Source organism: Calothrix sp. NIES-3974, assembly GCF_002368395.1.
Lineage (GTDB): Bacteria > Cyanobacteriota > Cyanobacteriia > Cyanobacteriales > Nostocaceae > NIES-3974.
Window position 1 is genome coordinate 1,756,198 of the sequence record NZ_AP018254.1, and the last position, 13,426, is coordinate 1,769,623.

Below are 13,426 nucleotides of genomic sequence, written 5' to 3' on the forward strand. Positions count from 1 at the left end.
GTTATTTTTCGCCGACTCCCAATTCCCGACTCCCAATTCCCGACTCCCTTCCATAAGACTTATTTAAGCGGCACATAATATTTTTTTGTGAATGCTGCTGAAAATTTTGTGTTTGCTGCTACAATAGACGTATTAAGATTTATGACAAATTGTGTATTCGGAAGGCACAGTTTGGAAGTAACCAAATAGAGAAGATAGTTAAACAGAGACAACAGAAACGAGGCCAGGCTTTTCCAACTGGTCTTTTTTGTAGGCGTTGCTGAATACAAATATGAATTGAAAATTTGACGTAGTGTAGAGATGTAGCATCGCTACGTCTCTACGTAGACGCGCGTAGCGTGGCTTCTCGAAGAGACGATTGTGGTTTCAATACAAAATGTAAATAATCATAATTCATACCCAAATTCAGCAACGCTTTTTTGTATTTCTTCCTGTCCGTTTCCCATTAATCTACAGCACAATTGTATATGTATTTAGGGTTTGCGGAAAAGAGACGCGACATGTCGTGTCTGTACAGGAATATTTTTCAAGCTATAATTCCACTTGGGTAAAAATGATGGTGCGTTGGCAAAGTTGGCGATCGCTGGTTTTAATTCTACCCTTTGCTGCTATAGTTGGTTTTATGCTGGTGGCGGCTGCCAGTCAAATCCATGCTTGGGGTTTAAATTGGATTTGGGCTGTATTTACCCTCGTATTTTTGGGTTGGCGTTGGTTATTGGTACGTTGGACCCAACCGACCTTACAACAGGTAAATGCGGTGGTGGAGGAGGTACAACGGGAATTAGAAGCTTCCCAGGATTCCTTGACATCGGTAACTTCCCTACCTCCAGATACCGCAAGTCGGGTGGAAGCTGCTTTACAGCAGATTTTGCACGATTCCCAACAGGATGCACCCATCTGGGAAGATTTACAAACCTTTTGGCAACGCTGTCAAAGTTTGGTGACAGAAATTGCCCGTATTTATCACCCAGAAGTTAAATATCCCCTACTCAACATTTATATACCCCAAGCCTACGGATTGATGCGGGGAACGGTTGACGATGTTGACCAATGGATGCAAAAAATATCACCCGTACTTAATCAAGTTAGTATTGGTCAGGTGTATGAAGCCTACGAAATTTATCAAAAATTAGAACCTTCAGCCCGTAAACTATTAAAAGCCTTAAATTTAGCCCAGTGGTTACTCAACCCTGTAGCTGCGATCGCCAACACAACTACCCAGCGTTACAGTGAAAGGGCTAATCAGCAACTTCTGATCAATCTCAGCCAATTGTTGCGGGAAGTAACCCTGCGTAACTTGTCTCGACAAGCGGCAATCTTGTACAGTGGTAATACCCTCCCTGCAAGCTTTAATTTGGTGACGGATAGCAATGCTGCGACATCTGTAAAAACCCAAACTCTGCGGGATATTCTCACCGCAGCCGAACCCCTCACCACTGTCGAAGCAAAGCCTGTGAATTTGTTATTGGTAGGACGTACAGGTGCAGGTAAAAGTAGTTTAATTAATACCCTGTTCCAAGCCGATTTAGCAGCAGTAGATGTGTTACCTTCTACGGATGTTATCCAGTGTTATCACTGGCAAAGTCAGGGAATGGAAGCTTTAAACCTGTGGGATACACCGGGATACGAACAGGTAAAGCGGAGCGATTTACGGGAGCAAGTGTTAAATTATGCTCGTACCGCCGATTTATTGGTATTAGTGACACCTGCACTCGATCCAGCCTTGCAAATGGATGTGGATTTCTTGCAGGAAATTAAAGCCGAAAATCCAGATTTACCCTGTTTAGCAGTGGTTACCCAGGTGGATAAACTCCGACCATTGCGGGAGTGGGAACCACCCTACGATTGGGAATGGGGGGAACGTCCCAAGGAGGTAGCAATTCGTGCTGCTTGTGAATACCGTGTGCAGGTACTGGGGGAATTATGCCATGCCGTGATTCCCGTTGTCACCGAAGATGGACAAACGGGTAGACAGAAATGGGGGGTGGATGAACTAGCGATCGCCTTATATGGGGAAATTAATCCTGCGAAACAACTGCGCTTGGCTAGATTTTTACGGGATTTAGATACAAAAGCGATCGCCGCAGCCAAGGTCATAGACCATTATACATTCCAAATGACCACGACCCAGGGATTAACGGCATTACTCAAAAGTCCGATACTACAGTTTATTTCCACCCTCTCCACAGGTTCACCAGCCCTAGCGAAAATCCTAGCAGAAAAAATCCCCGTGGAACAATTACCAGTGGTGATTGGTAAAATCCAAATGGGTTATGATTTATTTTCTTTGTTAAATAATGACAGTTCCCGCAAATTTGATTTACTAAGTTTATGGGGAATTATTACCGAAAATCCCGCTTCCCCCGATGAAAATGCTGCTGCTTTCGGTCATGCCTATGTGGAATACCTCACCCAGAATTTAACCATACCAGAATTGCGATCGCGGGTCGAATTTTATTTACAAAAGGCTGGAGGTCAAGGGCAGTAGGTCAAAGTGTATAAATATACGAGTAAAAATTTAATTTCTGGATAAAAAGCCGGGTTTTTCTCAAAGATTATACTGGGGCTGGTATTAGAAATGTATAAAAAAATGGGTGTTGCTGCATCCAGATATACATTGAAATGTAGAGACGTGATATATTGCGTCTACAACTGATTTTTAGGGTGTGGGTGTTTCCGTTGGTGTTGCTGTTGGGGTGGGTGTGGGTGTTTCTGTGGGTGTCGGTGTTGGGGTGGGTGTGGGTGTTTCTGTGGGTGTCGGTGTGGGGTTGGTGGCTGTTATTTCTAAAGTGTAGTTATAGTCACTGTTTCCAGTTGCGGCAATGACGAATTCGTAGAAACCGGTTTCGGGTAGGTTGAGGAAAAACTCCCGTTGGGTGGAATCCTCCAGAAATCTCAATTTGCCACTGGGGGAGTAGATGGATAATAAAACCTTGTTGTTGGCGGTGAGTTTGACTTGCATGTCTTGACCCTCGCTTAACCTAGCGATAAAAACCATGCCATCACCGGGTTTGAGGACTCCTCTTGTGGTGACTCCCGTTGCTCCTGGGGAAAATTCTAAGCGACGGAAAGCTGTTCCTCCCAGGATGGCAACTAGTCTATCATTAACAAATCCATGCCACACCTGACCGATGGGTTGGTCAATAAAGTTTTTACCACGTTGTTCGGGAAAGTGATGAAAAAAAGCTGCATCTCCCAAATCAAATAAAGAACGGCTACCAACGTTAATATTATTGACCTGAACTTTCCAGCGATCGCGGTCTGCGGATGTATAATTACCTAAACGACGACGGGATTCATTACTCAGTAGGGATAATTTTTCCAGAACTTCCGCAGCTGTTGCATCCCATTCAGCCCGTGCTGTTTCATCTGCTGAACCATCACTTAAACTTCTTCCCCGGAAACTAGGGTTTTTATCCCAAAATATTTGGTTAACTAAATTTACGTAAAAGTTAAAATCGACACCTAATTGCTGACGGCGTTCCCGTAATCTTTCCTTGCGTGCTCTTTCCACTGGTGAGTAATTTGCCAAGGGGTCGGTCGGTTGGGTTTGGGTGGGAACGGGTGTGGGTGATTCGGTGACTGAACCAATGGGATTGGCATCGTCAATTTTGTTGGCGGACAGAATACTGCTCAGACCCCAGATACCAATACCTGTCGCACAACCAACACCTAATACAAATAGAGCAATTTTACCTGCTGTCCAGGAGGGAGAGGTTGAAGGTAAACTGACTGGTGATGGTGGGTTGGTAACTGGTGGGTAGGCTGGTTGGGTGGGAATTGGCAGTGGAGAAGGGTTGACAGCTTGGGTGGGTGCAACCGGTTGAGAGGTCAGGGGTGTATTTAGGGCTTGGATGACTTGACGTGCTGATTGAAACCTGTCAGTGGGGATGGGGGATAGCATCCGGTCGAGAATTGCCGTGAAACTCGGACTTAAATCGATGATATTATGCCATTGCCACCGCAGATTGTAGGTATCAATTAGTTCTTGAGGAGACTTACCAGTCAGTAATACTAACACCGTTGCCGCTAGGGCATACAAATCACTGTGGGGTTCCGCAATCCCTGTTTGCATTTGTTCTGGGGGTGCGTAGCCAATTTTACCTAGGCGAGTGCCGGGGGAGGAGGAAACGCTACCATCGGGGTTGGCGTTTTGGAGAGCAACGACGGTAGCTGCAACTTGTTTCACTCCACCAAAGTCGATGAGGACGGGTAATTGGTCACTGGAACGTAGGATTAAATTGTCGGGGGAGATATCGCGGTGAATTACTCCCACTCCATGAATATATTCGAGTACGGGTAAAATTTGTTGTAATAATTGTTTCACTTCGGCTTCGGAAAACCGCAATCCCTGACTCAGACGTTGACGTAATAGGGTATTGTAGGTTTGTCCCTCAACAAAATCCTGGACTAAAAATAGATATTCCTTATCAGCTTGTTTAGTGCGAAAAAGCTCACGAAAACGGGGTATTTGGGGATGTTGGAGTTGGTAGAGAACCGTTGCTTCCCTTTGGAATAATTCCTCGGCTTTTTGTAGTACGTAGGCTGTTTGAACTTGGGGAGAAAACTCCTTGAGAACACATAACTCTCGAAATCGGTTAATATCTTCAGCCAAATAGGTGCGTCCGAACCCACCCTGTCCGAGTTGACGTACAATTAGATATCTTTCCCCCAGGGTCAAACCAGGTTGGATACTAGGAACATTGCCAAACATGTCCAATTTTTCCCCACAGTGAAGGCAAAATTTACTACCAGTTGGGTTTTCGTGACCTTTAGAACAGTAAAACGGATTCATTGGGTGTTGTCAAATAAAAATTAAAGATAAAAATAAAAAATTGGTATTGTGAGTGATACTTTACACAATGATATATTTGCCCTTTGGTTTGTTGACAGTTGACAGTGTAAGCGTAGCATTGCTACTTACGAATTACGTAGCTTGCTTCCCGCGTAGCGGGTATTACGTACGCGAAGCGTTGCCGCAGGCTATTACGTAGCTTGCTTCCCGCGTAGCGGGTATTACGAATTACGAAAAGCCCACTGATTGAGCGTGTAAAGTATAAATATTCAACCTTGTCTGGATGGAAAGCAGGAGTTTTCGGAATTCAGCAGAGTTAATGGTATTATTTAACCTGTTTGCTGAAAACTCTAGATTTCACGGTAAACGCGGTTTTGATTTTACTTCGGGAAGGGGAATTCAATCCCAATAGGGTTAGATTAAAGGGTAAAGGAGTCACAAGTAAAGCATAGGATTTACAGTGAACCAGTTTTGATTTTTCGTTGATTCCCAGTTAATGGGATTCAATTAGGCAACCCAATCAGCATCGCTAGCTGAGAACAACAAGCACTTCATCCTATACTAATTAGTTGATATCCCGTATAATCACTTAAGATACAATCTGTGTGGGCACAAATCCAAATATTTTTTTCCTTGACTTGAAAGTAGGTATGGAGTAAGAAAAAACACTCCCATCTCCGCTCGACTTTATCCATTTTATTGAAGAGGAAATGGTAGCAAGATCAGAAATAAGATAGTTTGGAATGTTTCTGATGAACTTGCTACGGGAAGAACTTCTTGTTTTCATGCTACCGTTTGCGGCTGCATTTTCCAAGCCAGTTTGGGAATCTGCGATCGCATTAGTTGTAGGAAGCCATACTATTTACTATTTTCTGATATCGGATTCAGACCCCACCTCTGTTAAAGTCCCTAGCAAGATCGTCGAGACTTGCTTAGAGCTGCTTTGCTATGTTGCCTAATGGATAAAGTCGAGCTTACTACTCCCAACTCCCAACATCCTCTTACTACTCCCAACTCCCAACTCCCTTTTAACTTTAGAGATTTGCTCCCAATGGAGGATTAACAGTCGAAACAAAAAGCTGAGTTGATGAAGGTGGAAAGTATAATTGGGTATAGGGAAAGAATGTAGGGAAAAATCTGTGCTTACAAGTTTGCAAAATCCTCTAGTAAAGCAGTTCCGGAAGCTACATACAGCTAAAGAACGGCATAAACAGGGGTTATTTTTACTAGAAGGAACCAACCTAGTCACAGAAGCAGTTGCAGTCGCTTTCCCTTTGCAAACAGTATGTTGTACGGAACGTTGGCAGAAAAATCATCTATCCTTGTGGAATCAGTTATCTCAGCAATGTCGAACCGAATTAGTCAGTGAGGAAATCATCAGCGCGATCGCCACTACAATTAATCCAGATGGAGTTGTGGCGATCGCATCCCGATCTGTTGTCACACACAAGATACCTTTTACAGGTATAGTCTTAGTTCTAGAAACCATCCAAGACCCTGGAAATTTAGGGACAATTATCCGAACCGCAGCAGCAGCAGATGTATCTGGATTATGGATTAGTCAGGATAGCGTTGATTTAGACCATCCCAAGGTCATGCGAGCAAGTGCTGGACAATGGTTTCGTTTACCAATGCAGGTAAGTCCCGATTTGCTGACAACGGTCAATCAGGCTAAAACTGCGGGAATGCAAGTCATTTCTACCTTACCCACAGCTGAAAAAACCTTCTGGGAAGTGGATTGGCGTAAACCCAGTTTAATTCTCCTAGGGAACGAAGGAGCTGGTTTATCTAATCAGCTGTCAACGACCGCAGATATGGCAGTCAATATACCCCTAGCGAACCAAGTCGAATCCCTCAACGTTGCGATCGCGACTGCATTAATGGTATACGAAGCCTACCGACAACGCTTTCAAGATAAATACGGTGAGATAGGGAGTGGGGAATGGGAGTCGGGAGTCCCTAGCTCCCGCTCCGCGTAGGAACTCAAGGGGGCTAAAACCTCGTGAATGAAGGCGGAGCCTTCACGCACTGGATGACTACGCAGAGCATAGTCACCAGATAAAATCCAGATAAAATAACGTGAATTCAACGGATTGTAAACACTACAATTTCTATGAATCAATGATTTTGAAAGTTAAAGTTTAAAGCAACCTCATCCATTAGTTGAGAACAAAGTCAATAACTGACTGATTCCAGATTTCATGATTTTATTCTCAACATAGGAGGTTTTTAAAAACTTCCATTTCCTACGAATGATACTGGACAATAGTTTTAGGCTTTATAACTCATCGAACTCACGTTAAAGGGGAGTGGAGAGTGTAAACAAACTAGAATAATCCAAAATCCAAAATTTTCTTCAATCCCACGACTTTAATTCCTATCTGGTAGCATTGCCAGTAATTGAGCTTCATCAATAATTTTAATTCCTAAAGATTCAGCTTTTTTTAATTTAGAACCGGCTTCACTTCCAGCTACAAGAAAATCTGTATTTTTACTCACAGAATCCGTAACTTTCCCGCCAGCTTTTTGAATTAAAGCCTTAGCTTCATCCCTTTTTAAACTGGGTAAAGTGCCGGTAATCACAAAGATTTTACCACTCAAAACTTGATTTGTAGTATTTGTTGCTAACTCCTCTTGAGTGTTTGCTAATTGTAATCCTAAAGCTTGTAAACGAGCGATTAATCGCTGATTGGAATCGACTTGAAACCAATTATAGATACTATCAGCAATTTCTGCCCCAATTCCGTAAATTGCCGATATTTTTGCCGTTGAAGCCTGACTCAAATCCGCCACCGTGGGAAATTTTTCCGTCAATATTTGGGCTGTGACGTTACCAACATGACGGATTCCTAAACCATATAATACCCGACTCCAAGGTTGATTTTTTGATTGGGCGATCGCAGCTACTAATTTTTCGGCGGATTTTTGTCCCATCCGTTCCAAACCTGCAATCTGACTTACAGTTAATTCGTATAAATCCGCAACCGAATGCACTAATCCCCGATCAACCAACTGATGAACCAGTTTTTCCCCGACTCCCCGAATATCCAACGCATCCCGACTCACCCAATGTTCAATTGCACCCTTAAGAATCGCTGGACAGGAAATATTTACACACCGACTCACCGCTTCATCCCTTTCCTTCACCACTGGTTGTCCACACACTGGACAATGGGTCGGCATCACAAAGGGTGTAGTGATTTCTGGACGTAGTTCCTTCAGTACACGCACTACCTCTGGAATAATCTCCCCCGCTTTGCGCACAATCACCGTATCCCCAATCCGAATATCCAACTGGGCAATGCGATCGCTATTATGTAATGTCGCTCTTGATACAGTCGTCCCCGCTAGCTGCACGGGACGCATTTCTGCTAAGGGCGTTAATGCTCCTGTTCTCCCCACATTGACGGAAATATTTTCCACCACCGTTGGTGCTTCCTCCGCAGCATATTTTAATGCTACCGCCCAACGGGGGAATTTTTGCGTAAAACCGAGTTGTTCTTGCAATTTGAAGGAATTGAGCTTGACCACAACTCCATCGGTCATATAGGCTAAATTTAGCCGCTCTGTATCCCAATACCGATAGTAGTCAGCCACCTCTTGAATGGAAACACAAAGCCGACGATGGGGATTAACCTTGAAACCTAATTTTGACAGCAATTCTAGAGCTTCCCACTGGGTATTGGCAATCATTGCATCATCCTGTCCGGGAATGTGCAAGGTATAGGCAAAAAAATCCAGACGACGTTTATCGACAATACGGGAATCCAGTTGACGCAGAGTCCCAGCTGCTGCATTCCGAGGGTTAGCAAAGGGTGTTTCACCATTTTTTTCCCTCTCGCCATTGATTTGTGCAAACACATCCAAGGGTAAAAAAGCCTCCCCCCTCACTTCAATCCGTTCCCAGGTCTCCAAACCCTCCAAATTCAAACGCAGGGGAATAGAACGAATTGTGCGCACATTCTGGGTAATATCCTCCCCCATTATCCCATCACCCCGCGTTGCTCCCCGCACCAACACACCTTTTTCGTAGGTGAGGGCTAAAGCATTACCGTCAATTTTTAACTCACACACATATTCCCTTTCCACCTCACTTCCCAACTGACGCAACCAGCGACCCTCCCAAGCCTTCAGTTCTTCCACACTAAAGGCATTTTCTAAACTGTAGAGGGGAACGTGATGGCGTACTGAAAAAAACTGGGTTGCTGGTTTTTCCCCTACCCGTTGAGTCGGACTGTCACTGGTAATCAACTGGGGGTATTGATTTTCTAAATTCTGTAACTCCCGATACAATTGGTCATAAACCGCATCCTCCATGATGGGACAATCGAGGACATAGTAGGCATAACTAGCCTGCTGCAACAATTTGCGCAATTCCTTCACCCGTGCTTCCACTTTCACATCCATTGTCCTAGTTATCTTTTTAGTATACTTATACTATAAAATTGGTCCTAATTGGTCTTGTCAAAATCACAATGACGGATATATTCAGGGTGAAGACTCCAACGCGGGTAGGATGCTTCCAGTACTAAATATCCATCAAAATCAAGTTAGCAGACCCAAGGGTGGTTTGTCTCATGGATTCACATGGGTAAAGGAAGGTGGGACTAAAAGTGATGCCATTTTAACTTTAACCGCATTTCTCACAAAACCCTAAAACTTAAAGGGAGTAGGGATAGTCCGTAGAAGGCAAATCAATCTGTCACCCAAGACTCATAACTTACTCGTGAGAAATCCAGGTTTAACCGTAAACAGCGATCGCCCAAATCATTGCTGACCAAAATCCAATTTAACCCACAGACAGATAAAATATTCATTTGCATTCATATCAACTCCCATCGAAATTACCCAATGACAACTCTATCAACTGATATTAAAAATTTAGCCTCTGACTTAATTCGCAAACATAGTCACCATGTTGATTACCTGATGATTCGCTTAGAAGTATCTCAAAGTACAAATATACTGATTAGGGGTGATAAACTGGAAAGTCTTAGCGAAGTCATATCCATTGGCGGTCATGTACGTGCGTGTTACAAAGGTGGATGGGGGGTAAGCTGTTTTAACGACGTGCAAACCATTCCCGAACGATTTACCGAAGCCATTAGTGCTGCGCGTATGGTTGGGGAAGAAAAAACCATGTTAGCAGAGATTGAACCGATCCAGACCCAATGTCATTTACCCTTAGTGGGTACAGATCCACGGCAAATTCCCCTTGCACAGAAAAAAGAATTATGCGATCGCTATAGGGATTTACTCAAAAGCACCCATCCGCAAATTACCACCACATCAGTGCGGTATGGTGATAGTAGTCAACAGGTAATCATTCTCACCAATGAGGGAACCGATATTGAGCAAAGTTGGGTAGATATGGAAATGCGGTTTGCAGCAACAGCTCGCAACGGAGAAACAGTACAAACAGGAAGAGAAACAATCGGTTCCCGCAACGGCTATGAGGATTTGATCAAACTGGATGAACAAGTTCAAGGTGCAGCTAAACGCGCGGTCTCAGCCCTTTCCCTACCTTCTGTTCGCGGCGATACCTACACCGTCGTCATTGACCCTATTTTAACAGGTTTATTCGTGCATGAAGCCTTTGGACACCTTTCCGAAGCCGATATGGCCTATGAAAATCCCGATTTATTAGCGGTGATGACCATTGGTCGCAGTTTTGGCTGTAAAGAATTACAAATCTTTGACGGTGCTGCACTATCCGGACACCGTGGTAGTTACTTTTACGATGATGAAGGTACACCTGCAACGACAACCCAACTAATTCAAGATGGTATCCTGGTTGGTCGCTTACACTCCCGAGAAACAGCAGGTAAATTAGGGGAAGCACCGACTGGAAATGCTCGTTGTCTCAACTACCATTATTCACCCATTGTCAGGATGACCAATACCTGGATTGAAAGGGGTTCCACTCCGGTTTATGATTTATTTACCGACATCAAAGAGGGTGTCTATGCCCGTAATTGGTTAGGAGGAATGACCAACGGGGAAATGTTTACCTTTAGTGCGGGGGAAGCATGGATGATTCGTAACGGTCGCATTGCCGAACCAGTCAAAGATGTCACCCTATCGGGAAATGTGTTTCAAACCTTGGCTGATATTGAAGCAATCGGCGATGATTTTTACTGGGATGAATCGGGAGGTTGCGGAAAAGGTGGACAAAACGGTTTACCCGTCGGTTGTGGTGGTCCTAGTTTACGCATCCGCAATGTCGTAGTCGGAGGAGAAGTTGTATAGTGTCATACCCAAAATAGCATGGTCTCCAACATAGAAGTAAAAAAAACAGTACGTCGCAATTATTGGTTTGAACGATTAATTGCCCTAATTGCCCTACTTAATTTTGCCTTAGTCTTATTTGATTTGAGTTATATACCTGGTCGTGATTTTTATTTACAAGTATTGCCCAAGATTACCCAAGTTTATGACCCCGTTAAAGGTATCACACCCCATCCAGAAACCCAAAATTATCTGCGCATAGTTAACCAGTTAGAAGAGCAGGTGTTGCAGACTGGTTTAAAATCAGATTCTGTCGCAAATTTATTAGATAAACTGCGATTATTAAGTAATCAAATGATTGGCGATAATCCCTTTGATGTCGCCAATAAAAGTGGAACACTAGCGAAAATCAAACATGAAGTACGTCTACGTACCAATCAAACATCAGCAAGAGCAGCCTTTAATACCTTTTGGAGTCAAGATTACCTATCCCAGAGGGGTTGGCAATCGGAAATTAGCTTTTTTAATACCCAAATTCGACCCCTAATTCATAGTAACTATTACCGTGATATTGGTAGATTTGGTAACTTTATTGACTGGTTTTGGTTAATCGATCTGCCCTTTATCGCAATTTTTGCCCTGGAATTTCTCGCACGCACCTATTATATCAGTCGTCATCGTCCCGATTTAAATTGGTTAGAAGCCATACTCAAACGTTGGTATGACCTATTTTTGTTACTTCCTTTTTGGCGATGGTTACGTATCATCCCCCTGAGTATTCGTCTTTACCAAACCCAATTACTCAACCTGCAACCATTGCGATCGCAACTGAACCACGATTTCGCGGTGAATTTTGCTGGGGAAATCACAGAAATGGTTGGTATCCAAGTAATTGACCAATTGCAGAACGCCATTCGCAAAGGTGATTTAACCCGGTGGTTACTTCATCCAGAAAGTCGCAAACCCTACATTCAAGTCAACGGAACTAACGAAGTCAAAGCGATCGCCACACGTCTAGTTAACGTCAGTGTTTATGATGTTTTACCAAAAATCCAACCTGATTTAGAAGCTTGGGTACACCATAGTCTCACCAGCACCCTGAATCAATCTCCCCTTTACCAACAAATCCAGAATTTACCTGGTTTAGGGAATTTACCCCAGCAACTTACGGAAAAATTAGCCCGTGACCTCTCCCAATCAGTATCCGATCAGCTTGCACAAGCAATTTCCGATCCGGTGGGTGGTGAATTAACTTCCCGTTTAATCACCAACTTTCGTGATGCTCTAGAAACGGAATTACGAAAAACCCATAATATCCAAGAAATACAATCTTTATTGATTGATATGCTCGAAGAAATCAAAATTAATTACGTCAAAGGAATTACAGATGCAGGAATGGAAAAAGTCCTCGCAGAAGCAGAACACATTCACAAAATTATTTATCGGTAAGCGAGAATAGGGAGTAGGGAATAGGCAGTAAAAATTATTTTATGAAAAAGTTTACTTGTTGTGGTCTGAATTCAACTCTATTGATTATTGTGTGTGAGAGGTTTTATTTAATTAGTTTCAATCCCTAATAGGGATTATTTGAAATTGTAACTCCAAGGCTTCCCTTGATATCTTGCTTCCGGATTCCTTGTTTCAATCCCTAATAGGGATTATTTGAAATTGTAACGCCCAGAGCTGGAATCGTTAGTATATCTGATTTTCAAGGTGCTGAGGTGCGAACCTCCTTTAAAATACTCTTTCAGCCACTGACTTGTCAAGGGGAAGGCAGAGAAAAAACGCTCAAAACCATTCATAGTAAGGTTTTCAAGAATGGTGCGAACCTCCTTTTGGTTCCCAAGCCGGGAAACCCTTATCCAGTAAGCATTTTTAGCTAAAAAATCCTTCATTCTATTTTTACACCCCCTGGTTCGCACCCAAACCAGTAAAAATCCCAGAATCGGATTTTCTTGATTTTAGTAAACTAACGCTGACGATACATTACCCAAGCTACCATTAACCAAATTAGTAAAGTTATTGTTGCAAATAACAGTGAGCCATTCAAGGGATTAACCTTGGGAGCTAAGACTAAGATATTTTTCTCGAAAATTGTATACAAAGTTGGGGCTTTTTCCCCTGCTCCGATTTTAATCTGCACTAGCAAACGGACTCCTAAAGCTGATGCCACGAGAATTGCGATCGCATTTAAACCCGTGATTTCAAAGGGTTGACTCTAAGCTTTGTAGACGTGCGTAGCGCGACTTGTGGTAGAGAAGCGTCGTACTTCTACCATGTAGTCCTGCTAGAACTGAAAACCATGAAATTCGTAAGTTCCACTGTCTTCCAACCCTACTTAACTTCAAGCGGTTTAACCCGCGAACGTATTGGTTTCCCAACCGACCTAAGCTACAGGAGATT

9 protein-coding genes are annotated in these 13,426 nt (G+C 43.3%); 4 read left to right on the forward strand and 5 right to left on the reverse strand.

All coding sequences use genetic code 11. The features are described 5' to 3' along the window. Positions 1 to 556: 556 nt before the first annotated feature. Positions 557 to 2,488 (forward strand): GTPase family protein, encoded by a 1,932-nt coding sequence (locus CDC37_RS06850; RefSeq protein WP_096625980.1) that lies wholly within the window; start codon positions 557 to 559, stop codon positions 2,486 to 2,488. Between the two features lie 171 nt (positions 2,489 to 2,659). Here CDC37_RS06850 and CDC37_RS06855 read toward each other — a convergent pair whose 3' ends face one another. Beyond that, entirely contained in the window at positions 2,660 to 4,795 is a 2,136-nt protein-coding gene (locus CDC37_RS06855) for a serine/threonine-protein kinase (protein ID WP_096621086.1), read from the reverse strand. A gap of 1,139 nt (positions 4,796 to 5,934) precedes the next feature. On the opposite strand from CDC37_RS06855, the gene CDC37_RS06865 reads away from it, so the two are divergent. Then, a complete protein-coding gene (locus CDC37_RS06865) occupies positions 5,935 to 6,774 on the forward strand; it encodes a TrmH family RNA methyltransferase (protein ID WP_096621088.1) in 840 nt (279 codons plus the stop codon). Positions 6,775 to 7,165: 391 nt separating this feature from the next. Here the strand turns inward: CDC37_RS06865 and ligA are convergent, their stop codons facing one another. Continuing rightward, positions 7,166 to 9,202 carry an NAD-dependent DNA ligase LigA gene (gene ligA, locus CDC37_RS06870; RefSeq protein WP_096621089.1) on the reverse strand — a complete coding sequence of 679 codons (2,037 nt, stop codon included), beginning with the start codon at positions 9,200 to 9,202 and terminating at the stop codon, positions 7,166 to 7,168. 287 nt (positions 9,203 to 9,489) lie between these two features. Continuing rightward, on the reverse strand, positions 9,490 to 9,612 hold the full coding sequence (locus tag CDC37_RS25445) for a hypothetical protein (protein WP_255408905.1): 123 nt from the start codon (positions 9,610 to 9,612) through the stop codon (positions 9,490 to 9,492). 34 nt (positions 9,613 to 9,646) lie between these two features. On the opposite strand from CDC37_RS25445, the gene CDC37_RS06875 reads away from it, so the two are divergent. Both CDC37_RS06875 and CDC37_RS06880 read left to right on the forward strand, forming a co-directional pair. After that, positions 9,647 to 11,044, forward strand: coding sequence for a TldD/PmbA family protein (locus tag CDC37_RS06875; protein ID WP_096621090.1), 1,398 nt, complete (start codon positions 9,647 to 9,649; stop codon positions 11,042 to 11,044). 18 nt (positions 11,045 to 11,062) lie between these two features. Continuing rightward, entirely contained in the window at positions 11,063 to 12,472 is a 1,410-nt protein-coding gene (locus CDC37_RS06880) for a hypothetical protein (protein ID WP_096621091.1), read from the forward strand. A 209-nt stretch (positions 12,473 to 12,681) separates the two neighbouring features. On the opposite strand, the gene CDC37_RS06885 is transcribed toward CDC37_RS06880, so the two are convergent. Then, on the reverse strand, positions 12,682 to 12,918 hold the full coding sequence (locus CDC37_RS06885) for a hypothetical protein (RefSeq protein WP_096621092.1): 237 nt from the start codon (positions 12,916 to 12,918) through the stop codon (positions 12,682 to 12,684). Between the two features lie 74 nt (positions 12,919 to 12,992). After that, positions 12,993 to 13,196: a hypothetical protein gene (locus tag CDC37_RS06890; protein WP_096621093.1), complete on the reverse strand. Its 204-nt coding sequence runs from the start codon at positions 13,194 to 13,196 to the stop codon at positions 12,993 to 12,995. Positions 13,197 to 13,426: the final 230 nt, after the last annotated feature.